Consider the following 24,939-nt stretch of genomic DNA (forward strand, 5'->3'; position numbering starts at 1 on the left):
CATGACCCTGCCCGACCGCTTTATCGACCACAACACGCAGGACGCGCAGTATGACGAGGCCGGGCTCTCCGCACCCCACATCGTCGCTACCGCCCTTAACGCACTGGGTGTTAACCTCACGGAAGAACGGACGGCCTGAAGGCATGGCTCGGCGTCGCGCTGATCAGATTCTGGTCGATCGTGGGTTGGTCGAGAGCCGCACAAAAGCTCAGGCCCTGATTATGGCAGGGCTGGTTTTTAGCGGTTCCAAGCGCGTCGCCAAAGCAGGAGACCAGTTGGCGGAAGATGCCCCTCTGGAACTCAAGGGGCAGGAGCATCCATGGGTTTCCCGCGGGGGATGCAAGCTGGCGCATGCTCTGGAGCATTTCGGTCTTTCCCCGGCCGGGCGCCAGTGTCTGGACGTTGGTGCTTCTACCGGTGGCTTTACGGATGTGCTGCTGACCCATGGTGCTGAGCATGTTTATGCTGTGGATGTTGGGCATGGACAACTGGCATGGAAGCTGCGGTCCGATCCGCGGGTGAGCGTGCTGGAAAAGTGCAATGCCCGTTACTTGGATACCACGCTTATTCCGGTCGCGCCGGAAGTCATTGTGTGCGATGCCAGCTTTATTGGCTTGCGCACCGTCCTGCCCGCAGCCCTTGGTCTGGCGGCGGATAATGCATGGGCCGTAGCGTTGATTAAACCCCAGTTTGAAGCCGGGCGTGAGCAGATTGGCGCAAAAGGTGTTGTGCGCGATCCTCTGGTGCATGAAAGCGTGTGCGCCACCATTCAGGAATGGTGGTCCTCCTTGCCGGGGTGGGAGGTGCTGGGTATTGAGCTCAGTCCCATTACCGGGCCGGAAGGTAATAAGGAATTCCTGATAGCTGCACAGCGAAAGGCATAAACCGCAGCGGCTGTGTGTAAACCTTAAATTAAATTTTCAGGTTGCTTCCCGATTTTTGCATGGCAGATGGTCAATTTTTTTGCCACAATTCTCTGAGAGAAAGCAAAGATCAGTTCACCATTGTAAGGGAAGCAACACAGAATCATGCGCAAGATAGCGACACTGTTTGGCGCCGCCTTCCTTCTGGCTTCCAGCTCATATGTCTGGGCCGCTCCGGCTTATCATCCATCTGCGGCATCACATCCGGCGACGGAAACCGGGAGTGTTCTGCTGCGCGGCTATGAACAGGATGGGTTGCTGCTGCAGGATGATATGCAGGCTGGTGTGCTGACGATCAAAGCGGACCCGGCAACCCTGCATGTGGAGGGTAATGCTGGCACGGCTGATCTGTATCGCCAGACGGTCAAGGATGTGCTTTCTGCCGCAGCTACTTACGCTTACCTCTATTTTGGGCAAAACCCGGAAGCAACCAAGCTGTCGGTTGTTGCCGATATACAGGAAGAATCACCCGCGCCGGCCGCCATGAACGTTGGTGACGACAAGCCCGCACCCCCTGCGTTGACCATTGAGATTACCCGCCCGTCCTTCCCCATTTCGGCTGATACAAAGCCTGATGCGTATTCCGCGCAAACCATTGGCATGATCTTGGATAATGTGGATACGTCCAAAATGACAATGGCCACGTGGCTCCAGAATGCCCTTAAAGGCCAGAACCAGCCCGCCGCCCAGTAAGGGGTAAAAGTGCCATATTCTGAGCAGATGACGGTTGGTGAAAGAGGCTGGTATCTGTCAGCCTCTTTTTTTGTTATGAACCCTTCTCTCCTCATTTTATGAAACAGTGCATACCCTCATGTCGTCTCGCGTTCCCTCTGCCTCAATTCCTGCTGATGCCGCCGCTGTTACCGCACTGAATGCCGAGGAGCGCACGCGCATTCTGGCTAAGGCTGCCCTGTTCAGCCCTCCTTCTGCGGTTACGGCAGATGGGCGGCGGGACATTGTTGGCCTGTCACGCGAGGAACTGACCGAAATTCTGGTCGAAATTGGTGAAAAACCTTTCCGGACCAAGCAGTTGTGGCACTGGATTTATCATCAGGGTGTTACGGATTTTTCGCTCATGAGCAGCATTGCCAAGCCGCTCCAGCAAAAACTGGCTGAAAAATTCATTATCGCACGTCCTGAGCCGACAACCGTGCAGACTTCGCAGGACGAGACCCGCAAGTTTCTCTTCCGCTTCCGTGACGGACAGGAGGCGGAAACCGTTTATATTCCTGACCGGCGTGAAGACCGTGGTGCTGTGTGCATTTCGTCTCAGGTTGGGTGCACATTGTCATGCACCTTCTGCCATACCGGCACCCAAAAGCTGGTGCGCAACCTTGGTGCGGCCGAAATTGTGGGCCAGTTTATGGCTGCGCGGGATTCCTATGGTGAATGGCCAAGCCCCAAGGGGGATACCCCTCGCCTGCTCTCAACCATAGTGTTGATGGGTATGGGCGAGCCTCTGTATAACTACGAAAACATTGCCAAAGCCATGCGCATTATCATGGACGGCGAAGGGATTGGCCTTTCCCGCAGGCGTATTACACTTTCCACATCCGGTGTGGTGCCGCTTATGGACCGCTGCGGGGATGAACTGGGGATCAACCTTGCGGTCTCCCTGCATGCCGTGCGGAATGATCTGCGTGATGAAATTGTTCCTCTCAACCGTAAATATCCGATTGAAGAGGTTCTGGCCGCGTGCCGCCGTTACCCGGCTGCGAGCAATGCGCGCCGCATCACCTTTGAATACATCATGCTGCGCGGCGTAAACGATAGCGAAGCCGATGCGCGTGAACTGGTCCGGCTGATTTCTGATATCCCTGCCAAGGTGAACCTGATCCCATTTAACCCCTGGCCGGGCAGCGACTACCGCCCCTCCACGCGTGAACAGCAGAACAGGTTTGCACAAATTGTGATGGATGCAGGCTTTGCCTCCCCCATTCGTACGCCGCGTGGTCGCGATATTCTGGCTGCTTGTGGGCAGTTGAAAACGGCCAGCGAGAGAGCAAGAAACACGCCATCTGCATAAAAACATACTTTTTTCCGGCCAGAACGCGGCTTCATCAGGAAAGCGCTCTGGCTCCGGGGCTTTCTCGGTGATAGGAGAAAGGCAAACCTGTTATTCAGAGTGATCAGGAGATTGGTGCATGGGCGCGACTTCCGCCAAAAAAGACGTTAAAAAGGTTGTTCTGGCTTACTCGGGCGGGCTTGATACGTCCGTTATCCTGAGATGGCTGCAAAAGACCTATGGCTGCGAAGTCGTGACCTTTACGGCCGATCTTGGGCAGGGCGAGGAACTGGAACCCGCCCGCAAAAAAGCCGAGATGTTCGGGGTTAAGGAAATTTTTGTGGAAGACCTGCGCGAGACATTCGTGAAGGATTTTGTCTTCCCGATGTTCCGTGCCAACACCCTGTACGAAGGCCAGTACCTGCTGGGCACATCCATTGCCCGCCCCCTTATTGCGCAGCGCCAGATTGAAATTGCTGAAGCTGTTGGCGCAGATGCCGTTGCCCACGGGGCTACGGGCAAGGGTAATGATCAGGTCCGGTTTGAACTGGCTTATTACGCCCTTAAACCCGACATTACGGTTATTGCCCCCTGGCGTGAATGGGACCTGACCTCCCGTACCCGTCTTCTGTCCTTTGCTGAAGAAAACCAGATCCCCATCGCCAAGGACAAGCGCGGCGAAGCCCCGTTCTCGGTTGATGCCAATTTGCTGCATTCTTCCTCCGAAGGTAAAATGCTGGAAGATCCGGCTGTTGCACCCGAGGAAATTGTTTTCCAGCGGACCATTGCACCAGAAGCAGCACCTGACCGTGCGACAGAAATTACCATCGACTTTGTAAGCGGTGACCCGGTAGCCATTAATGGTGAGGCTCTCTCCCCAGCAACGTTGCTGGCCCGTTTGAATGAACTGGGCAAAGCCAATGGTATCGGTCGGCTTGATCTGGTGGAAAACCGCTTTGTGGGCATGAAGTCCCGTGGTGTGTACGAAACGCCCGGTGGCACAATTCTGCTCACGGCACATCGGAGCATTGAGTCCATCACTCTGGACCGTGAAGCCATGCATCTTAAAGATAGCCTGATGCCGCGCTATGCTTCCATCCTGTATAACGGCCTATGGTTCTCCCCTGAACGTCGTATGCTGCAGGCTCTGATTGATGCCTCCCAGCATTCCGTAACCGGGCGGGTGCGGCTGAAGCTGTATAAGGGCAATGTGATTTGTGTGGGTCGTGAAAGCCCCAACAGCCTGTATGATACCCGCGTTGTGACATTCGAGGACGATGAAGGCGCTTATAATCAGGAAGACGCTCAGGGCTTTATCAAGCTGAACGCGTTGCGCCTGAGACTGGGAGCGCAGATCGGCCGTAAAGGTGGCGCGCTCTAAGCGCCACTTTTTCTGAATTTTGTAAGGGAGCACATCAGTACCATGTCCCGTCGATTTTCTCTTGTTCCAAGCATACTTGCGGCCAGCCTGGCCTTTTCGCTCACCGCCTGCGGTGGCCATAAGGCGGAAGAAGCAGAACTGACGCCAGCGCAGCAGATGGCAAAGCTGCGCTCGCAACCGGGCGTTACGGTGCTAAAAGATGGCTTGGCTTATAAAGTGCTGGAATCTGGCCCCAAGGATGGTGAACAGCCCCGTAAAGGGGATGTGATGATGCTGATTTACGAAGGCCGTCTGCCTGATGGCTCCATCTTTGACGGCTCTGACCAGCATGGCAACGGTGCCTATATGCAGATGCCTCTGGACGGTCTGGTGCAAGGCTGGATGGAAGCTCTGCCGCTGATGCATGTGGGGGATACCTGGATGCTGTATGTGCCGCCGGAGTTGGGCTATGGGCACCGGTCCATGGGGGTCATTCCCTCGGATAGCCCTCTGGTCTTCCGCATCCAGTTGCTTGGGGTCGAGCATACGCATAACACGCCGTAATATTTGGTGTGCATTGTGCCGTGCCTAGGGCGTTCCCTTCCTCTTGTGGTGTATTCTGCTGAGAGGGAACGCTTTTGGGGCAAGGTGGAGCGGGTTTTTACAGCAGGAAAGCCCCTTCCCCTCCCGGCTATGATTGCCCATGGGGTGTTAGTTGCAAAACTGGTGCAATACTATGGGTTTTGATCCGGCAGCTATATCACTTTACACAAAGCAAAAACGCATAAGCCATTTTGTAGACTAATCTACTTTTGTCGCCTTGTTGCTGTATTTTGTAAAAAATGCAGCGTGCCGAATGGTTTTTCTTTCCCCTTTTACAGACAGTAGCGATAACTCCGTATGCAACGTATTTTTTCTGGCATTCAGCCCTCGGGTGTTCCTCAGCTTGGCAATTATCTGGGAGCAATTCGGAACTGGGTTAACCTGCAGGCTGACCATGAATGTGTGTTCTGCCTTGTGGATATGCATGCCATTACGGTTTGGCAGGAGCCCGCCAAACTGCGCGAACATACGCTTACGCAGGCAGCCATTCTGCTGGCATCCGGCATTGATGCCCAGCGCCATATTCTGTTCAATCAGTCCGCTGTTTCGGCGCATGCGCGTCTGGCGTGGATTTTTAACTGTGTCGCCCGGCTTGGCTGGCTGAACCGTATGACGCAGTTCAAGGATAAAGCAGGGAAAGACAGAGAAAACCATTCTGCCGGTCTTTATGTTTATCCTAACCTGATGGCTGCCGACATTCTGGCTTACAAGGCAACCCGGGTACCCGTAGGTGAGGACCAGAAGCAGCATCTGGAACTGACCAATGATATTGCCCAGAAGTTCAACCATGATTATGGCGTCGAATTTTTTCCACAGGTAGAAGCGCTTATCCCGCCAGAGGCGGCGCGTGTCATGAGCCTGCGCGATGGGACAAAAAAGATGTCCAAATCGGACCCTTCAGCCCAGAGCCGGATTGAGCTGACCGATGATGCGGACACCATTGCGTTAAAAATCAGGCGTGCCAAAACGGATACTGGCGTACTGCCAGAAGACCCTTCTGGTCTGGCAGACCGTCCGGAAGCCAGAAACCTGGTTTCCATTTACGCCGCTTTGTCTGGTAAGACCGTGCAGCAGGTTCTGGATTTGCATCAGGGGCAAGGGTTTGGTCCGTTCAAAGCGGCTTTAACAGAGGTGGTTGTCAACGAGATTGCCCCGATTGCGCTAAAAACCAGCCAGCTTTTGCAAGACGAAACGCATCTGGTGCAAATGCTGCATAATGGTGCACAGCGTGCACAGGCTATTGCCGAACCAATTGTTGCCGAAGCCGAAAAACTGGTCGGGTTTGTAAAGCCGCTCTGACTATTCTCCTCTGCAATAGGCCTGTTCAGCCATATTGCAGAGAGCTGTCTTGTGCTTGTCTGTGATCACGTAGTGATCTGGCGCATTAGGGTTTGTGTCGGTTTTAATTAAAGCTGGGTTGGATGATCATGCCAGAGCATTCTTTTTCTGAACCATCCGCTTTGTCAGATGCTCAAGTCATGGATGCTGTGGCACTCCAACGTGCCAATCGTATGCACGAAGCAGTTGCCGCGTATAAAGTGGCGCTAGAACAGGACCCGGACAATGCTTACGCCCTGAGCAATTATGGTGGGCTGTTGTGTGCGTTGGGAGAGTTCCAAACAGCCAAGCCCCTTCTTGCCCGTGCCGTGCGTATGAAACCGGATATGCCTGATGCGTGGTCAAACTTTGGGAATGTCCTGTTTGAATTACAAGATTATAACGCTGCCATTGAAGCTTATAAACAGTGTCTGACACTGCAACCTCAGCATGCACTCGCGCTCAGTAATCTGGGCGTGGCGCTGGATTGTCAGGGGCGGCATGAACTTGCCTTGAACTTTCATAACGCGGCTATTCAGATAGAGCCAGAAAACGGACAAAACCGGACCAATCACGCGCTCTCCCTTCTGGCACACGGGGATTATCAGGAAGGTTTTAAAGCGTATGAATGGCGGTGGAACAGCAACATCATCGGCAAGCATAACCTGCAAGGCCCGGTGTGGAATGGAGAGTCTTTTGTTGGCAAGACTCTGCTTATCCACACGGAAGGTGGGTTTGGAGATATGCTGCATTTTGTACGCTATGTTCCGTATGCAGCCCAACGGGGCGGTAGCATTATTGTCAAAGTCCGCAAGGAGTTATTGACCCTTCTGCAGCGCTCATTCCCCGAGCAGCTGTTTATTACCGTCGATGATGTAGCCCCTCCCCACGATCTGGAATGTTCGGTTGGGAGTTTGCCATATCTGCTGGGCACAACGCTGGATACAATTCCGCTGGCCAGCGGTTACCTTACTCCTGACCCAACTAGAGTTGCTGACTGGAAGGCTCGTCTGGATAAAGACCTGTTCTTTATGTCCGCGGTACCCACACTAAAAATTGGTCTGGTATGGGCAGGCTCGCCCCACCGGGAGGTTCGTTACGTGGAGTTTGTGGATCAGCGTAGGTCCATAAACCTGCAAAGTATGGCCCCCTTGGCACAGGTGCCCAATATTCTGTTTTACAGTTTGCAGGTTGGGGAAAAAAGCATTCAGGCCAAAGCCCCGCCTGCGGGCATGAAATTGGTTAACCATGCCAATCTTCTGCATAATTTTGATGATACAGCAGCGCTGATTGCTAATCTGGATATGGTGATCTCTGTTGATACATCCGTTGTGCATCTGGCAGCAGGGTTGGGTAAACCAGTATGGATGCTCTCACGTTTTGACCAGTGCTGGCGCTGGCTTTCCGGCCGAACAGATTCGCCGTGGTACAGTAATCTGCGTATCTACCAGCAGCCACAACCATTTGACTGGACTACTCCCATTAATAAAATGGTTTCCGATTTGATGAAATTGGAAGAAAAAACTCACAATTTAAAGTAGTTGTTTTTTATTTCTTTATTTGAATTGTAAAAAATACACCGCAGCCTCTCTTATTTTGATGGAGGGAGGCACGGCTGCGTTGTTTTTTGCTCCTATGTTTTTTGGCGATGTCAAAAAAAAAATCAATTCGACTTTCAAAAATTCATTCGCACGTTAATCAATAAAAACATAGGCATTTACTTATAGTATAATTCATTATAATTGTCATATCGAATGATTATTGAAAATAATATTCTTTATTTGCATATGTATTTATAAAAAATATCTTGAAACGATAGTGTGCTACCGTTATAAATTACTGCAACAGCACGCAACTGTGCTTTTGTCCCCGTGATGCGCGATCTCGTTTTCGTGCCCGTATCTTCATAGCCCGTTGAATTATATTCCGGGCCAGCATCACGCATGCCTGCTTCCCTTGCTCCTTAGGGTGTAGCTCAACCATAGCAGGCTGCAAAAATTATATAAGGAGAGAGCGTCTTGCCAGAGACAAGCCCTCAGTCATCCATGCAATCGCGTGGTCTTGCCGCCTTTTTGGGCATACCTAAACCACTCTTTTTTGGTTTTGTCGGTCTGCTTCTGTTTATGGTCGGCGATGGCGTGGAAGCCGGATACCTTGACACGTACATGCTCCACCATGGGCACAGTCAGGGTGATGTGAACCTTATGTTCACAACGTATGGTGTTACCGTCATGCTCTCTGCATGGTTGGCGGGGCCATTATCCGATCTGTTTGGGCCACGTCGTACCATGTGGGCAGGCCTGCTGCTCTGGGCATTGCTGGAAGTGGGTTTTCTGTCTTTGGGGCTAGGGCCGGATAACCTGTCCATGACTCTGCTGTTCTATACGCTGCGTGGGTTTGCCTATCCGCTGTTTGCGTATGGGTTTCTGGTCTGGATTGCGGCTGCCACCCCTGCACGGATGCTGGGTTCTGCTGCGGGCTGGTTCTGGTTTTCCTTTTCTGCGGGCCTGCCAACCCTTGGGTCACAGTTTGCGCGCTACACCATTCCTTACATAGGGGAGCTAGCGACTTTCTGGTGCTCTTTGGGGCTGGTGATTATTGGTGGTCTGATAGCCCTGCTGCTGGTTAATGAGCCCATTGGATCCAAACCGCTGATTGCTGCCAATGCTGATAAAAAGCAGGTTTTCTTCGGGTCTGTCAGCATCATGTGGCGTGAGCCCAAAACGCTGGTTTCCGGCATTATTCGGACCATTAACACATCATCCGAATATGCCTTTCTGGCTATTATGCCTGCTTTTTTTGTGGATCAGCTTCACTTCTCCCAGTCGCAGTGGCTGGACCTGCTTTCGCTGATCTTCCTTGGCAACATTCTGTTCAACCTTGTCGCCGGGATGTTGGCTGACAAGCTTGGCCACCGGTTTGTTATTGCCATTGGCGGGTGCGTTGGTTGCTGCGTGACCATTCCCCTCTTTTATTACGTCCCATTGTGGTACCCCGGTAACTTCACACTGGCGGCAATTGCGGGCTTTGTTTATGGGGGCACCGTTGCTGCATTTGTGCCTATGTCCGGCCTGATGCCCCTGATCTGCCCAAAGGAAAAGGCTGCGGCCCTCTCCATTCTGGGGTTGGGCGCTGGTGCTAGCACCTGGGTGGGGCCTGCGGTTGTCAGCGTTTGTGAATCCTGGTTCGGGATGGGGCTGGAAGGTGTGATCTGGAGCTTTTCTGGTCTTTATCTCCTGGCGGGGGTGCTGACCCTGTGCCTGCGCATTTCGCCCGAAGCGCACCGGCATACTGAAATGCTGGAAAAAAAGAAAAAACAATCCAGATCGGCCGATTTCCACGGAGCCCAGCAAACAGCCTGATTACAGGTTAAAAAGCATCGAACACAAAAAGAAAGGGAGGCTCTACACCTCCCTTTCCCACTTCCGCCAAGAAGTTTTGTCTTTCAACAAGGCCGAAGTTGCTCCCCAGTACGATCACACCGCAATGATATGCATCAAGCTTTGGTGATTTAGGTAGCCAAGCCGTTTGACCGTGCTGTTACGAGCAGATTTTAAGCCCCAGCAAGGCCATTCCCGACCATTTTGCTCGGGTTCACAGTCTGATCAAAAACTGTTTCACTTACGCCTGAAGCCAGGGCTGCTTCTTTAAGTGTCTCATTCCGCGCCATGGCCCGGTGAGCAATGGCAGATGCTTTGTCGTACCCGATAACGGGGCTGAGTGCTGTAACCAGCATCACCGAGACTTCCACGTAATGTTTGATGTTGCGTTCGTTCAGGGTTGTTCCTTCAACGGAAAAGACTCTGAAGTTTTTGCAGCCATCAGCCAGAATACGGATCGCATGCAACACATTTGCGGCAATGACTGGCCGCATGACATTTAATTCAAAATTGCCTTGAGCACCCGCAAACGCAACCGTAGCGTCATTCCCCAACACCTGCGTTGCAATCATGATCAGGGCTTCACATTGTGTGGGGTTAACCTTGCCGGGCATGATGGAAGACCCTGGTTCATTTTCCGGCAGGTTAAGTTCTGCCAGCCCACACCGCGGACCGGAACCGAGCCACCGCATATCATTGGCAATCTTCATTAATGCTACAGCAAGGCCACGCAGCCCGGCCGATGCGCGCACCATGGCGTCCAGCCCGCCCAGAGCAGAAAATTTATTGGGGGCTGTTACAAAGGGCTTGTCGGTCAAAACAGCAATATGTTCGGCAATTGCCTTGCCAAAGCCCTTGGGGGCGTTCAGGCCCGTACCAACAGCCGTGCCACCGGCCGCCAGTTCAGCCAGATCCGCTCGGGCTGCACGGAGCGTATTCAGCGTGGTTTCAAGTTGCTGTGCCCAGCCAGACCATTCCTGCCCTACCGTTAGGGGCACGGCATCCTGCAAGTGGGTTCTGCCCATTTTGACTACGGCGTTCCACATATCGGCTTTGGCCCGGATACTAGCAATAAGCGCCTCTACCTGCGGGACAAGGGTATTTTCTATTTCAAGCAATGTGACAACATGCATGACTGTGGGGAATGAATCATTGCTCGACTGCCCCATATTCACATCATCATTGGGGTGCACGGGCGTTTTGGAGCCAACCTGCCCACCTAGGAGTTGAATGGCCCTGTTGGCAATAACTTCATTCACATTCATATTTGTCTGAGTGCCCGAGCCTGTCTGCCAGACAAAAAGCGGGAACTCGGCATCTAGCAGGCCAGAGCTTACCTCATCCGCTGCCTGAATAATTGCGGCGGCCTTCCAGTTGGGGAGCCGGTTATCTGCCAGATTGACCTGTGCTGCAGCTTTTTTAACAATGCCATAAGCACGGCAAAGCTCTATGGGCATCCGGTCCTGCCCAATGGAAAAATGCACCAGACTGCGCTGTGTCTGCGCCCCCCAGTAATGGTTGGCAGGCACATCAATTGTGCCCATGGAATCAGCTTCCTGCCGCGTGCCGGTCGCGTCTATGCCAATGCTTATGTCTTGCAGCGTGTATGTTTCTGTCATCTTCTGCCGCTCCCACTGTAACGTTCCAGACAAACAGCCCCTTTGGGGTGATATGTTTTCATTGTTTTTGAAGCGTGATGCCAGCCATATGCCACGCGGCATCATGGGGACACAACGAAAGTCCACCCCCTATATGTGGTGGAGAGAGCGCATTGCTCTGGCTTCGATTGGCATGAAGGGGCATTTGATACATGCTACCCCAACGGCCTGCAAATCAGACGGTTCCACGGTATAACGCGAATGTGGGAACCCTTGGGAAAAGGTTATCTATGCGTTTGGAGGGCTGATGCGAACAGAGGGAGCACTCCGTGAAAAAAGGTTCTCTCTGCCCGCCAGTAGTCTGCTGTGTATGCGTTAAACCGCACACACAGGCTTTGCTTATGCGGGCGTTAGGTGGGCAATGTTGCCAGAGCCGCCAGAACACCCTGGGTGCGTATAATTTTACGCAGCTCAATGACCTTTTGATCCAAGGCAGAACTCTCCAAATCCCTCCATGCATCGAACGCAGGCAGCTTTAAGCCTGCGGCATAATCATCAGAATGCACAAGGGCTTCCTGCTCCGCCGTGTAGGCTGGTTCAGACGTTGTATAAGTCTGCCCCTGCGCATTGATGCCTCGCAGCATTTCCAGATACGCGGCCATGCCAAAAGCAATGCGGGAGCAGTCTTTGTGGCCAAGGAGCAGATCGCGGACTGTTTGTGTCCAGAAAACCTGAATTTTTGCACAGCCATCACTGGCAATGCGCAAGGTCTGATCGGCCATGGCGGGGTTGGAAAAACGGCTTAGGACACTTTGCATATAATGCTGCAAGCTTACACCGGGCGGCGCTTTGAGAGTTGGAATAACATCCCGGGTTAAAAAGTTTTCCACATTCTGCTTGAGTGCGACGTCTTTTACCGCCTGATCCACGTGCGCATAACCCAACAGAATAGCGGGAAAACTGAGCATGATATGAGAGGCATTGAGCATGCGGATTTTAACGTGCTCATAATCCGTAACATCGGTTACAAACTGCACGCCGGCTTTGGCCAGGTCTGGCCGGCCATTGGCAAAGTTATCTTCCAGCACCCATTGGTGGAAGTCCTCCGCCACCACAGGCAGATCATCTTCCAACCCGCTGGCAGTATTTAGGGCTTTGGCAATATCTGCTGTAACGGTTGGGGTAATGCGGTCCACCATGGCATTGGGGAACGTGGCATTCTGCGCAATCCAGTCGGCCAGTTCCGGGTCACGCGCCTGAGCAAAACCAAGAAAAGCCTTTCGGGCAACATCGCCATTATGCCGCAGATTATCGCAGGACATGATGGTAAACGCTTTTGTTCCCGCAGCGCGCCGGCGGCGCAGACCTTCCACAACATACCCAAAAACGGTTTGTGGGTTTTCGGGGTTTTGCAGGTCGCTTTGCACGTCCGGATTGCTCAGGTCGAACATGCCGGTGGTTTCGTTAATATTATAACCACCTTCAGTTATGGTCATGGACACGATGCGGATATCGGGATTGCTTAAATGCTCCAGCACTTTTTGTGGGTTTTGAGGGGCAAGCAGGTAATCCCGCAATGCGGCAATGATCCGCACGGAACGATCCCCCGTTGGAGCGCATTCGGTCAAGGAATACAGGCAATCCTGCGCATGGAACAATGCGGCTTTTTTGCTGGAATGGTCACCTTTTGTCAGGCCAACGCCGATAATGCCCCAGTCTGGTTCTGTCTTGAGGATTTTATCAATATAAAATGCTTCATGCGCCCTGAAAAAATTACCAACACCAAAATGAACAATACCTGCCTTAATATCCAGCGGGTTATAGTCTGGTAAATGCACAGGAGACTTCACATTGCCAAGACATTCAAGAGTGAGCATGCGTTCCTCCAAAATATTTACAATCAGAGCGGCAACTGTAATTGGTCTTATCCCAAATTTCAACACGGATATTAAGTTATTATAATATTCTCATTACTCATTGCGTAATTTTTAATATTTATTTTCATTATGCTCCCCTCCCCTTGTTCTGGCGCATGTTATCTTCCATGATGCCAAAATCATTTTACCCTCTATCCAATAGGCATAACATGAACAAACGCGAACTTGGCCGTACTGGCATTATGGTGAGTGAACTCTGCCTTGGTACAATGACCTTCGGCCAGCAGAACACGCAGACTGAAGGGTATGCCCAGCTTGATCTGGCGCTGGAGCGGGGTATCAATTTTATCGACACAGCCGAACTTTACGCCATTCCGCCGCGGGCCGAGACATATGGCGCAACGGAAACCATTATCGGCAACTGGCTTAAAGCCCGGGGCGGACGCGATAAACTGGTTATTGCCAGCAAGGTTGTGGGGCGTTCATCATCCCCGTGGTATCGGCCGGGTGGTGAGCAGGCGCGCCTGACCCCCCGCCAGATCCGTTATGCTCTGGAAGGTTCCCTGCGCCGTCTGGGCACGGATTATATTGACCTGTACCAGCTCCATTGGCCCGACCGCACCATTGGCTTGTTTGGAGAAGGCGGGACCACGTTCAAGGACCTCCCGCCAGATGATTCCGTGCCGGTGGAGGAAACACTGAGCGTGCTGGGTGACCTTGTAGCTGAAGGGAAAATCCGCCATGTCGGCCTTTCCAACGAGACAGCATGGGGTGTTGCCAGTTTTCTGGCAGCTTCCAAAACCGGTCTGCCGCGTGTTGCATCCATTCAGAACGCGTACAACCTGATCAATCGTACGTTCGAAATCGGGCTGGCAGAAATGGCTCTGCGTGAGCGTGTGGGGCTTCTGGCCTACTCCCCCCTCGCCCAAGGTTACCTGACGGGTAAATATCTGGATGGTGCCCGGCCGCCCGGTGCGCGTACGACCCTTTTTAATCGTGCTCAGCGTTACGAAAAACCCGGTGTGGACGAGGCAATCTGTGCTTACATGGACCTCGCCCGGCAGGAAGGGCTAAACCCGGTGCAACTGGCTATCGCTTTTGTAACAAGCCGGCCATTTGTTACGTCCAATATTATTGGTGCAACCAGCATAGAGCAGCTTGAAACCATTCTTGGTTCTCTGGATCTGGTGATTACTCCTGAATTGGAAGCAAAAATAAACGCGATCCATCAGGTTCACTCCAACCCGGCTCCCTGATTGCTCTGTAATTTATGATGACTGTGTGCCGCACGAGATTAAAAAGCAGAATAGTGCGCTTGGCGCTGAGTGTCAGCTTTATGTCTTTGGCGGCATTCGGTATGCTGGCACGGCCAGTTCTGGCCGCGCCAGAGTTGAGCAAAGCGGCGCAGCAAATCCGTAATGAAGCGCATATAACCGGCGCAGCCCGTTTTACTGCCCCGGACTTCAAGCCCGGTTTAGTGCGGCATATGGTTATGTTTCGCTTTAACCCACGAACAACACAAGCTGAGCGCAATGAGGTTACAAAACGCTTCATTGCACTGCGCCACCTTTCCCGTCGTTCAGATGGCTCAACGCCGGTTCTCTCGATTGAAACCGGGCCACAGATCAGTGGAGAAAATGCGGATATTGGCTTGGAACAGGCTTATCTGGTGACCTTCCGGTCCGAGGGAGACCGTAATTTTTACGTTGGGCGCCCAATTGTAACCGATCCACGTTATTTTGATCCTGCGCATGACGCCTTTAAAGCGTTTGCCGCACCGTATCTGGAAAAAGTCGTTGTTTTTGATTTTCCCGTAGAGGCAAGCGGGCAGCACTGAACACCACACAGAGCTACTGAATGTGCAGCCCCTTCATTTTGCGGTAAAGGGTCGCCCGACTAATACCCAGACTACGGGCTGTGGCGGCCACATTGCCGTGGCTGGCCGCCAGTGCGGACCTGACTACGCTTTCTTCCGCTTTTTGCAGGCTTATTTCGGAACCTGATTCCAGCTCTGTCAGCAGGTTGGGGTGGTCTTTGATCATGTCATCCGTCCATCCCATCATCAGGCGGGCGGCATGTGTTGCTCCGGTCACATCTCCATCGCCATTCAGGGCGACGAGTAGGGAGGAGCATCCTTCGGCTGGGCCAAGGGTCAGGATTTTCTGGCCTGCATAATGTTCACGAAAAAGGTGTTCTTCTATGCGGCGGCCTGACTGCAGCAGAGTATCCATAACTAGCGCGGCGTAGGGTCTGGTGCTGTTCCCACTGGGGGCAGCCAGATTTAGGGCTCCCGCTACATGCCCCTGAGCATCAAAAAGCGGAACCGCATAGCTCGCCAGAAGTGAAAAGCAGAACCGCCAGTGTTCCCCCTGCCCCAGAAATATAGGACATTTTTCCTTTACACATGTGCCAACACCATTCGTGCCTGCGGCGGATTCATGCCAGATAGCTCCTTTGCGCAAATGGAGCCTGCGGCAGACTGACAAATGGGTTTCGTCCACGCAGCGGGCCAGAATGGTTGCATCCGGGTCCGCCAGTAGCACCATAAGACCCATGCCCTGCACCAGCTCAAAAAGCCGCCGCATCTCCCCCATGGCAGATTTTAGCAAGAGGGATGAACGCCCACTGACCTGTCTGAATTCTGCCCCGGATAACACATCGGCTATCCATCCCTGTGAGGGGTCCAGATTATAGGCAGAGGCACATCGCTCCCATGACTGCTGGATACAGGTATCGCTTGTCGCTGGAGTTCTCTCGTGCACCGGGTGTGGCAGAATATCGTCTTCCGCTATTCTTGCCCTGCTCTGGTTGCCATTCATGCAGTCTTCCACCAGTTAACCCGTACTATCCTTTGCGTGTGCGACAAAGATGTGAGGCCTGAACCCGGTCGGCATGATACTGCACATTATAACAAGATTTAAAGAAAATTTTACCTCAACGTGAAAGGGTGGGATGTTGCTTATGCATTTCTTTTACCAAAGGTAGACAAACTTCACATAATACGCGTTGGTTTCGGGCGTATTGCGCGCCTCGAGGGAGTGCGAATAACGGCCAGTCACCGAAAAATGCTTGGAAATGTTATACATCAACCCCAGCCCCAATGTTGTTTCCCTGCTATTGGAATCATCAAGGTAGCGTTTGGCCGAATTGTCGTATGTGCCGGTTACATTCTGCCAGTCAAACGCAACAAACGGTTCCAGTTTTTGAGTTGCTTTCCAGCTGAAGCGTAAATTGGAGTAAAACACCACGCCGGGTGAATAACTATGGGCACCCTTTACATGTTTTGTTGAGCCTACAACGGTGCCGGCATCCCCATCGAAGCTGAAGTGTTCCCATTCATAGTCAAATATAAAGCTGGAAATATTGGACCAGTAATGAGGGGATGTTGCATCACGGGTCCCTTCTGGCGTCTGCATAAAGGTCTGTATGCCAAAGGTGCTGTGCGCATTGGGTTTGAACCACGCCGCTGGCCCTACAATGGTTGGCCCCAGCCCCCCATAATCCGTGCCATTCGCCAGAGAATAACTCTCGGACTGGATCAGCTCAAAAGCAAAACCTACGTGGGGAATGGCTTCAAAACTGCGGAAATGCACATATTTGGTCATGCCCGCCCATGTATGGCTGCCACCACGGGCTTGCCGCTGGCCCAGGCTGTTATATGTGCTGCCCGCAGCATTTCCATCCCCATACTGCACCAGCACGTTAAAGGGTTTGAAATCGACCGGCAGATCATATTCGTGCGGGCCAATAATGCCGAGTGTCACATCCGCAGCGTGAGCGGGAGACGCATAAAGCAGAACCACACCGGGTATGACGAGGCGAAGCAAAGAGCGCAGCCGCTCCGGCTTTTCTGTCAGACGCATCAGAAGGATTTCCGTATTCAAAAAAGAAACGGGGCTCCAGAAAAATCAGGAGCCCCGCATGGAAGGCGCGTTACTGGGCTTTGGTGCCCTGTGCGCCATCGATCGTGTAGGCGATGATATAATCACCGCTACGGGTACCAAGGCCCCCGTGGCCACCTGCAGCAATCACAACGTACTGCTTGCCGCCTGCCTCATAAGACATGGGGGTTGCCTGACCACCTGCTGGCAGACGGTCCTGCCAGATGACCTGACCTGTGGAGAGGTCAAAACCACGCAGGTAATCGTCTGCTGTGGCGCCCATGAACACCACGCCGCCTTTGGTCACAATGTTCCCGCCAATGTTATACATGCCTGTAGGCAGTGGCAGGTTGTTGTGGGTGCGGAAAGGCCCTGTATCCCGCGTGGTGCCAACCGGGTGCTGCCAGACGATCTTCTTGGTGACAAGGTCAATCGCGGTCAGCGTGCCCCAGACCGGCCCTTTGCAGGGGATCTGCAGCGGATTCAGCCAGGGGTTGGTGTAGGCAATGTACGGCGTGCCATAGTCAGGCGAAACAGATAGTGCATCGCCTTTGGCAGCGGGTTCCTCGCCTTTACCGTCCCATTTCGGCAGGGTGCCGGGGCCTTCCAGCGTCTGGCGTTTTTCCAGACGGATACGGAACGGCAGGTAGCTTGCATTGGCCAGCAGAAGCTTGCGCTGCGGGTCAATGGTAATACCCTGCCAGTCCACAACGCCATAGAACGCGGGATAGACAATGGTGGTCTGGCCCAGATGCGGCGGCGTAAACTGCCCATCATAAGCAGACTGACGGTACTGGATGCGGCAGATCATCTGGTCCAGCAGGGTTGCGCCCCACATGTCAGATTCTTTCAGATCCGGCGGCGTAAGGGAGGGCATGGCCGTGGGATATGGCTGGGTGGGCGATACGCGGTCATCTGCGACATGCCCGGCCGTGGGTACGGGTTTTTCCGCAACCGGATAACCGGGAACAGGCTGGCCCGTACGGCGGTCAAGCACAAAGAATTCGCCACGCTTGGTGCTCTGGACCAGAGCGGGAATGCTTTCCCCATTCGGGCCGGGCAGGTCCACCATGGATGGGCCGGAAGGAATATCCATATCCCACAGGTCATGATGCACGGTCTGGTAAATCCAGCGACGTTCACCGGTTTCAATATCCAGAGCAACCGTGGCGCTGGAAGAAGCATCGTCAAACGGACGGCGCGAGCCCCCCCAGTTGTCTGGCGGAGAGTTGCCGGTAGGAATGTAAACCAGCCCCAGATCAAGGTCAGCCGTGTAAACGCCCCAGGCATTCGGGGTGTCACGCGTCAGCACATCGTTCGGGCCGGGTTTCCATGTTTCGGGGTTGTGGCCAACGTCCCATGCCCATTCAATGGCACCTGTAGTGGCGTTGAATGCGCGAATGGCACCGGAAGGTTCAAAATTGGCCTGGTTATCAAAAATCCAGCCACCGGTAATCAGGCGGTTTTTGGCCACCATGGGGGGCGATGTCACAAAGTGGAAACCATGTGGCACGTGGCCAAGGTAATCCCGCAGGGAGATAAAGCCATGGTCGCCGAAATCATCACACGGCTGGCCGGTTTCGGCATTCACAGCAACCATACGCACGTCTGCCACGGGGGAGTAGATGCGGTTGCGGCAGCTGGTCTGAATTTCGTCCGGGACATGGTAGTAGGAAACACCACGGCAGGCCAGATACACGTTTTTATCCAGATCAGCCGTTGCAGGCTTGGGGTCAAACTTCCATTTGACCTTCCCGGTCAGGGCATCCACAGCCATCACCCAGCTATGGGGGGTGCACATGTAAAGTGTGTCACCCACCTTGATCGGGGTCAGTTCCAGATTGAACTCATGCCCCTGATCTGGCCCGGCAACGGTGCCCTCACCATCCTGCTGCACGTCGCCCGTACGGGTCATCCATGCACGTTTGAGATGGCTGATATTGGCGGGAGTGATCTGCCCGATGGGAGAGTAGCGGTCCCCCCCAACAGTGCGGCCATAAGCTGACCAGTCTGCATCTGCTACACCATTGGCAGCAAGATCAGTCTGCCCCTGCGCGGCCATGCGATCAGCCGGTACCGTACCGTTAATGGAGTAAGAGGCAAAGCAGCTAGCCACAACCACAAGAGTGGAAACGGCAACTGCCCCCAGCACTTCACGCTTGTCGGTCAGCCAGTCTGCCCCTGTACGCCAGACCCATGGCAGCAGGAGCCATGCTCCAAGGCCAATGAGCGTAAACAGACGAACTTCCAGCCCCCAGATATTGAAGCCGACTTCAATAAGGGACCAGACCGTTGCTACCAGCAGCAGGGCTGCGTACAGGCGGCTGGCAAGCTTTGGGTTTTTAAAACCACTGAAAGCTGCCGCCAGCATAACGCCGCCCGCCAGAATATAGAACCAGGATCCGCCCAAGAAGAGCAGTTCTGCCCCACCAAAAAACAGGAAAAGCCCGATCAGAGCCAGTAAGGCTGAGGTTATAATTGAAAATAACCCCTTATTACTCTCTCGCATGTTGTGTTTCTCTCTGAATGTGTTCAGTCGGCCCGAAACATGGAAGGCAGGCCGCTACACCGCCCCTGTCCACAGCCAATTTCGTTTGATGAACAGGAAGCACCCAGAAATTGCCACAGTTGATATGGCCGTGCTCACAGATGTTTGTAGCAAAAAACCTAACCTGTTTCAGATATGAGACAGGTTAGGCAAACCAGAGGTATTTTGAAGCGAAAGAACCGGTCCAATGCCGGCGGAATGTGGGCTTTAAGCGCCTGTCCGATAAAACGGAAAATAGATGCATGGTGCCAGATACAAAAACCGAATGAAAATATGGTGCGCCGGGCAGGACTTGAACCCGCGACCAAGCCGTTATGAGCGGCCCGCTCTAACCAACTGAGCTACCAGCGCACGATATTGTAGGCGTTACCCCGGATTACCATGGGCATGCCTTCTGCCTTAGCCATACAGATCATCTTGTAAGCTGAAAAGACATGCTGGCATATTTTTCAGGCTATATCCGGTCTCCGCGTTGTTATTAACATGTGGAACCCAAGCCGGCCCGCCAGATGGCGAGCCAGCTATGCGCGATAAAACGGGTATTCAAGACCGCTACAGTGTTATTTATTGGGCCTTAGTGGATACCATGCGACAAACTGATAAAGGCTCATCCCGTTGACGCAGCGTTGTGGGATATGAGCATTGAATGCATATTTCACATATCGTCATCCCATGCCGCAGGGGATTATTTTCTGGCACAAGGAGGGAGTAAAGATATTCATAATGTGAAAGGTTAAAATCAATAGGAATATAGATTGCATGTTAATGAAAAAATCTAATAATTTTATTTTCAAAATCAATAATAAACGCAAAGAATGTCATAATATGAAATGCAAATTTAGAAATAAAACGTTTATAAAAACGGCATTGTTTTGTTTTATTTTTTCGGAAACTTCCTGTTCTCCCTATTGGAATCCCGATCCTATGCGTCCGGAGCATTTATCTGCAGTTCTGGAAGCAGGTACATTATGTCAGTCCATCCAACATTCCCGGCATGCATCAGAGTTTATACGCCAGCAGATGCAAATATTTGTTACGAATAGTCCTGCGTTTAATAAGCGAACACACCACCACCCTATTGTAAATCAGCCCCACAAAGAACCAGACGGAGTGGACGAAAAAGATGCGCACTGTCCAGTTCATACAAAAGTTAAGGGAAAAAAATTTCTTAGTATTTATAATCTGGAAAAAATAAAACACGTCAATACAGATGGAAGCGTTCAAGATATTTATTATGAATATTTGACTATAGCTTCGAATTATTTTTATAAGCTCGAGCATTCGCAATTGCCAGCGCATCACCACAAAAAAACGACACCAACAATTAGTAAACCTCAACCCCAAACCCCTTTGGACTTATGGATGTCAGAGCAGATATATTATCCTATGGAAGCAGCCAGAAGTGGCATTGAAGGCTATACAACAATGAAAATTTGGATTGGTCCTCAGGGAAAAATTCAATCCGTACGCTTTTCCAAATCATCCGGTAGTATTCTTCTCGACAATGCAGCAATGGGTATGTTTGTGGGGAAAACTGTACCAAATCTATCTCATAGTAAAAAAGCGAAGAAAATTACGGAAACAATAAATTATATATTGGTACACAATTAATATTATTAGAATTATTATGGTCCAACTTGTTTTGTAGAGAGAGAGGCGTGTTGTTGGCAGAGGGAGTGCTTTGCTCATCCCCTCTCCCTTCTGCAAAGAATGGAAGGAAAATAAAATATTCGAAGTCGATCGAACAAGGTGCCACGGACTGCTCTGGTCCGATATAAACTGATAGGGCGCTTATTATTTTGTGGATTGTTTTCTGTAACCCGCAGAAAACTAGGGCAAACCGTGGTGGGTGCGACAGGGATTGAACCTGTGACCCCCGCCGTGTGAAGGCGATGCTCTACCGCTGAGCTACGCACCCGGTTTGTGAGGGCTAGATACATCTATCACGAAGGGTTTGGCAAGAGGTGATTTGCCATTAAAGTCAAAAAAATCAAATATTTTGCAACCGCTCTTCACTGCGGGAATGAATAAGGAGAAACCATGCTCTTTCAGGAGCAGGAAAAACGGAATTTTGTCACCAACCGGCGGTTGGGCAGTTCTCTGGCCATGATTGCCGGAGCCATAAATGTCGCTGGTTTTATGGATTTTGGATATTACTGTGCCAACATGACGGGTAACGCCTCTGCAATGGCTCTGAATTTGCAGGATGGAAAGCTCCTTGATGGCTTTCGTGCCATGGAACTGAGCGGGAGCTTTGTTCTGGGGGCCATCGTGTGCACATTTTTGGTCAATCGTGGGCGTAGGCGGCACTGGCATGCGGCTTATGCCTTTAGTATTCTGCTGGAAGCCGTCATGCTCGCCTTACTGGGGCTGGCCAGCGCTTTTATGCTGTTTGGCCCACACAGCTTTATTCCTGCGTTAACGCTCTGTTTTCTCATGGGTTTGCAGAACGCAACCGTTACCCGCATTTCGGGCTCAGTTGTGCGGACAACGCACATTACCGGCATGCTGACGGACCTGGGAATGGAAATTGCCGACTGGCTGGATGCCTGGCGGCACAAGATTGGGCCAGAACACCGCTATACTATTACCCAAAGGTTACGGCTGCATTTGCAGATTATCTGCTGCTTTATTGGTGGAGGCGTTGCCGGGGCCTTTGTTTATCACGTCTGGCCGACATATTTTTTGTTTGTAACGGCGGCTCTGCTGGCATCGTGCGCTTTGCCCGGTATGGTCGCGAACTCGCTCACCAGCTTTGCAAAAAGACAGACATAACCCACGGGCAGAACCTTGCTCTGCCCATCTGGTTGGCTTCTCTCGTATATACAGCCGACCAGATGGGCAAAGGCTGGAGTTTTAAGCCAGCACTTCCGGGTTCAGGCGGTAGCCACCGCCTTCGGTTACCAGCAGGGATGCATGGGCCGGATCGGGTTCGATTTTCTGCCGCAGGCGATAAATATGGGTTTCCAGCGTGTGGGTAGTGACCGCCGCGTTGTAACCCCATACCTCGTTCAGCAACACCTGCCGTGGAACCGGGCGTGTGCCTGCACGGTAAAGGAACTTCAGAATGGCAGTTTCTTTTTCCGTCAGCCGGATACGGCGGTTTTTAACCGGTTCCAGCAGCAGCTTGGCAGACGGACGGAAAGTGTATGGACCGATTGAGAAAACGGCATCTTCGCTGTTTTCAAACAGGCGCAATTGCGCGCGCAGACGGGCCAGAAGCTCGGCAATGCGGAAGGGTTTTGCAACGTAATCGTTGGCACCAGCATCCAGACCACGCACGATGTCGGCTTCATCATCCGAGCCGGTCAGCATGATCACCGGCATGCGCAGCCCTTCCTTGCGCAGCTCCGCACAGAAATCTCTGCCATCGCCGTCCGGTAATGAGACATCAAGCAAGATGGCATCACACCGGGCATCCGGGCCTTTCATTTTCTCGCGTGCTTCTGCCAGCGTGGCGGCTTCCTGAACCAGAAACTCACCATCAACCTGTAGCTGTTCCGTCAAAGCGCGGCGGATAACCTGATCGTCGTCAACAACCAAAATGGGGCGTGCACCCGTCATGTGGTTCCATCTCCTTGTGTCAGCCTTCTATAAGTGGCTGCCTGACCTATTCTTTTGCTATCGTGCCACGAATCTTCACGCAACGTAAGCAGCGACATGATACGTGAACCGCATGGCAGGCCATGAACAGAGGCAAGATATTGGAATGATAATACACGTGTGGCCCATGCCTGACAGCCGCAGCTACGCAAAACTGCATTGCGGGCACATAATAATGGATGCGGTGATCGGCAAAAACGGCGTTACTCCTCATAAGCATGAGGGAGATATGGCCACTCCGGTGGGCCAGTTCACTCTCAGAAAAGTGTATTATCGTGCCGACCGAACTACCCGCCCCTACTCTGTTTTACCCACGGAAGCGCTAAAACCTGATGACGGATGGTGTGATGACCCCACGTCCGAGGTGTACAACCAGCACATCACACTGCCCAACGCGTCCCGGCATGAAGATTTGTGGAGAGAGGATGACCTATACAACCTTGTGATTGTTATAGGCTACAATGATACCCCTGCCCTACCCGGAAAAGGTTCTGCCATCTTCATGCACCTGCAGCGCCCCGATCGCACACCAACGGAAGGATGCGTTGCCCTGACAGAGCAGGACTTACGCACTGTTTTACAATCCGGGGTCACGGCAATTGCCATTCATGATTGCCCACACCCGTAGAGCTCTGCGGAAAATCAATCAAACCACTTTCTATTCAGGCCTTTAAACTCTTCTTCTTGAGTTTATCGACTTATAACCCTGCCTGAAAAGCTAACTGAATATCTTCAGGTTTTGTTTTTCCGTTAGCGAGTAGAAGCTGAAGGAGGATTCGTGCTTTTTGTGGATTGAGGTCCATAGAGGCGATCAGACCATATCGGTCATCATCAACTTCCACATTCCGGTTCGTCATGCCACTACCGACGCGCGTGGAACGCACGACAATGACGCCGGCTTTTCTTGCCCGCTCAATGCCTGCCAAAGCGGTATCAGAAACATTTCCGTCTCCCATCCCGGCAATGACGATACCACGCGCGCCATCCTTGACCGCATCATCAATCTGCTGTGCATCCATATCCGCGTGGGCATACACAATTTGTACCTGCGCGAGGGTGTGATCTGCCGGAAGAGCAAGAGGCTGGCGTGGTTGGGCGGCGGTAATAAAACGCACAGATGCCGGGTCAACATAACCAGTCGGACCAAGATTTGGAGAATGGAATGTTTGTAGCTCTGTGGTGTGCATTTTGCTCACGCCACGCGCAGACTGGATTACATCATTTAAAACAACCAGAACGCCACGCCCGCGGGCCTGCGGATCTGCCGCGACCTTCACGGCTTCATACATGTTGGCAGGACCATCCGCACTGATGGCCGTGCTGGGCCGCATGGCGCCAGTTAAAATTACGGGGCGGGAATCTCCGATAACATTATCCAGGAAGAACGCCGTTTCCTCCATTGTATCGGTTCCATGTGTAATCACAATGGCATCTGCTTCATTGTTTGCAAATGCCTTCCGTATCCGCTCTGCAAGTTTGAACCATACCTGGCTATTCATATTCTGGGAGGCAATGTTAGAAATCTGCTCAACCTGTAATTGGGCGAGTTTTTCCACGCCCGGCACGCCTGCAATCAATTGCTCGCCAGTCACTGCACCTGCATCATAACCAATGGCAGAGCGTGTATTTATTTTTCCAGATATTGTGCCCCCGGTTGCCAAAACCAACACACGCGGCAAGGCGTCCTGCTTATGCACTGTAGCTGTGGGAGCCTCTGCCCCTGCTGTATGAGCAAAAGCGGATTGGATATTCACTGCGCTCAGAATTGTACCGAGAAGAGACAGGACACGCACAGAAACCATAAAATCAGTCTTTCCAGTAAAGAGTGATAACAGGCTACTCAG

The 24,939-nt window shown here is 52.4% G+C and carries 21 protein-coding genes and 2 tRNA genes; 13 read left to right on the forward strand and 10 right to left on the reverse strand.

Annotation, left to right across the window (positions count from 1 at the left end; translation table 11 throughout):
- Positions 1-143 precede the first annotated feature (143 nt).
- The 7 genes from GOB83_RS08680 to GOB83_RS08710 all read left to right on the forward strand — a co-directional run bounded on the left by GOB83_RS08680 (position 144) and on the right by GOB83_RS08710 (position 7,749).
- On the forward strand, positions 144-884 hold the full coding sequence (locus GOB83_RS08680; protein WP_095350293.1) for a TlyA family RNA methyltransferase: 741 nt from the start codon (positions 144-146) through the stop codon (positions 882-884).
- Between the two features lie 144 nt (positions 885-1,028).
- On the forward strand, positions 1,029-1,616 hold the full coding sequence (locus tag GOB83_RS08685) for a hypothetical protein (RefSeq protein ID WP_095350292.1): 588 nt from the start codon (positions 1,029-1,031) through the stop codon (positions 1,614-1,616).
- A gap of 118 nt (positions 1,617-1,734) precedes the next feature.
- Positions 1,735-2,949, forward strand: a complete 1,215-nt coding sequence (gene rlmN / locus GOB83_RS08690) for a 23S rRNA (adenine(2503)-C(2))-methyltransferase RlmN (protein WP_165925777.1) — start codon at positions 1,735-1,737, stop codon at positions 2,947-2,949.
- Positions 2,950-3,067: 118 nt separating this feature from the next.
- Complete coding sequence (locus tag GOB83_RS08695; RefSeq protein ID WP_086646755.1) at positions 3,068-4,309, forward strand: argininosuccinate synthase; 1,242 nt, start codon at positions 3,068-3,070, stop codon at positions 4,307-4,309.
- Between the two features lie 42 nt (positions 4,310-4,351).
- Positions 4,352-4,852 carry an FKBP-type peptidyl-prolyl cis-trans isomerase gene (locus GOB83_RS08700; protein ID WP_086646756.1) on the forward strand — a complete coding sequence of 167 codons (501 nt, stop codon included), beginning with the start codon at positions 4,352-4,354 and terminating at the stop codon, positions 4,850-4,852.
- A gap of 336 nt (positions 4,853-5,188) precedes the next feature.
- A complete protein-coding gene (gene trpS, locus GOB83_RS08705) occupies positions 5,189-6,190 on the forward strand; it encodes a tryptophan--tRNA ligase (RefSeq protein ID WP_086646757.1) in 1,002 nt (333 codons plus the stop codon).
- A 128-nt stretch (positions 6,191-6,318) separates the two neighbouring features.
- A complete protein-coding gene (locus tag GOB83_RS08710) occupies positions 6,319-7,749 on the forward strand; it encodes a tetratricopeptide repeat protein (RefSeq protein ID WP_242005797.1) in 1,431 nt (476 codons plus the stop codon).
- A gap of 236 nt (positions 7,750-7,985) precedes the next feature.
- Here GOB83_RS08710 and GOB83_RS08715 read toward each other — a convergent pair whose 3' ends face one another.
- The gene (locus GOB83_RS08715) at positions 7,986-8,153 is read right to left on the reverse strand and encodes a hypothetical protein (protein WP_165925779.1); all 168 of its coding nucleotides are present in this window, start codon (positions 8,151-8,153) and stop codon (positions 7,986-7,988) included.
- Between the two features lie 100 nt (positions 8,154-8,253).
- Between GOB83_RS08715 and GOB83_RS08720 the strand changes: the two genes are divergently transcribed.
- The gene (locus GOB83_RS08720; protein WP_165925864.1) at positions 8,254-9,570 is read left to right on the forward strand and encodes an MFS transporter; all 1,317 of its coding nucleotides are present in this window, start codon (positions 8,254-8,256) and stop codon (positions 9,568-9,570) included.
- Positions 9,571-9,761: 191 nt separating this feature from the next.
- Here the strand turns inward: GOB83_RS08720 and fumC are convergent, their stop codons facing one another.
- Both fumC and GOB83_RS08730 read right to left on the reverse strand, forming a co-directional pair.
- A complete protein-coding gene (fumC, locus tag GOB83_RS08725; protein WP_165925780.1) occupies positions 9,762-11,207 on the reverse strand; it encodes a class II fumarate hydratase in 1,446 nt (481 codons plus the stop codon).
- Between the two features lie 389 nt (positions 11,208-11,596).
- Positions 11,597-13,063: a mannitol dehydrogenase family protein gene (locus GOB83_RS08730; protein ID WP_165925781.1), complete on the reverse strand. Its 1,467-nt coding sequence runs from the start codon at positions 13,061-13,063 to the stop codon at positions 11,597-11,599.
- A gap of 209 nt (positions 13,064-13,272) precedes the next feature.
- On the opposite strand from GOB83_RS08730, the gene GOB83_RS08735 reads away from it, so the two are divergent.
- Both GOB83_RS08735 and GOB83_RS08740 read left to right on the forward strand, forming a co-directional pair.
- Positions 13,273-14,319, forward strand: a complete 1,047-nt coding sequence (locus GOB83_RS08735) for an aldo/keto reductase (protein ID WP_165925782.1) — start codon at positions 13,273-13,275, stop codon at positions 14,317-14,319.
- 101 nt (positions 14,320-14,420) lie between these two features.
- Positions 14,421-14,900, forward strand: a complete 480-nt coding sequence (locus tag GOB83_RS08740) for a Dabb family protein (protein ID WP_373321606.1) — start codon at positions 14,421-14,423, stop codon at positions 14,898-14,900.
- 13 nt (positions 14,901-14,913) lie between these two features.
- Here the strand turns inward: GOB83_RS08740 and GOB83_RS08745 are convergent, their stop codons facing one another.
- The 4 genes from GOB83_RS08745 to GOB83_RS08760 form a co-directional block, all read right to left on the reverse strand.
- On the reverse strand, positions 14,914-15,882 hold the full coding sequence (locus GOB83_RS08745; RefSeq protein WP_165925783.1) for a helix-turn-helix domain-containing protein: 969 nt from the start codon (positions 15,880-15,882) through the stop codon (positions 14,914-14,916).
- Between the two features lie 153 nt (positions 15,883-16,035).
- Entirely contained in the window at positions 16,036-16,926 is an 891-nt protein-coding gene (locus GOB83_RS08750; RefSeq protein ID WP_165925784.1) for a transporter, read from the reverse strand.
- A gap of 70 nt (positions 16,927-16,996) precedes the next feature.
- Positions 16,997-19,453, reverse strand: coding sequence for a membrane-bound PQQ-dependent dehydrogenase, glucose/quinate/shikimate family (locus GOB83_RS08755; protein WP_095350283.1), 2,457 nt, complete (start codon positions 19,451-19,453; stop codon positions 16,997-16,999).
- A 313-nt stretch (positions 19,454-19,766) separates the two neighbouring features.
- Positions 19,767-19,843 (reverse strand) — tRNA-Ile (locus GOB83_RS08760).
- 408 nt (positions 19,844-20,251) lie between these two features.
- Between GOB83_RS08760 and GOB83_RS08765 the strand changes: the two genes are divergently transcribed.
- Entirely contained in the window at positions 20,252-21,103 is an 852-nt protein-coding gene (locus GOB83_RS08765; RefSeq protein ID WP_165925785.1) for an energy transducer TonB, read from the forward strand.
- Between the two features lie 232 nt (positions 21,104-21,335).
- Here GOB83_RS08765 and GOB83_RS08770 read toward each other — a convergent pair.
- Positions 21,336-21,410 (reverse strand) — tRNA-Val (locus tag GOB83_RS08770).
- A gap of 122 nt (positions 21,411-21,532) precedes the next feature.
- Between GOB83_RS08770 and GOB83_RS08775 the strand changes: the two genes are divergently transcribed.
- A complete protein-coding gene (locus tag GOB83_RS08775) occupies positions 21,533-22,267 on the forward strand; it encodes a YoaK family protein (RefSeq protein ID WP_165925786.1) in 735 nt (244 codons plus the stop codon).
- 81 nt (positions 22,268-22,348) lie between these two features.
- Here the strand turns inward: GOB83_RS08775 and GOB83_RS08780 are convergent, their stop codons facing one another.
- On the reverse strand, positions 22,349-23,056 hold the full coding sequence (locus GOB83_RS08780; protein ID WP_086646772.1) for a response regulator transcription factor: 708 nt from the start codon (positions 23,054-23,056) through the stop codon (positions 22,349-22,351).
- A 145-nt stretch (positions 23,057-23,201) separates the two neighbouring features.
- Here GOB83_RS08780 and GOB83_RS08785 point away from each other — a divergent pair, with 145 nt between their 5' ends.
- Positions 23,202-23,723: a L,D-transpeptidase family protein gene (locus tag GOB83_RS08785; protein WP_165925866.1), complete on the forward strand. Its 522-nt coding sequence runs from the start codon at positions 23,202-23,204 to the stop codon at positions 23,721-23,723.
- A gap of 70 nt (positions 23,724-23,793) precedes the next feature.
- Here GOB83_RS08785 and GOB83_RS08790 read toward each other — a convergent pair whose 3' ends face one another.
- Positions 23,794-24,897 carry an asparaginase gene (locus tag GOB83_RS08790; protein WP_165925787.1) on the reverse strand — a complete coding sequence of 368 codons (1,104 nt, stop codon included), beginning with the start codon at positions 24,895-24,897 and terminating at the stop codon, positions 23,794-23,796.
- Positions 24,898-24,939: the final 42 nt, after the last annotated feature.

The sequence above is a fragment of the Acetobacter fabarum genome (assembly GCF_011516925.1).
In the GTDB taxonomy this organism is placed as follows: Bacteria; Pseudomonadota; Alphaproteobacteria; order Acetobacterales; family Acetobacteraceae; genus Acetobacter; species Acetobacter fabarum.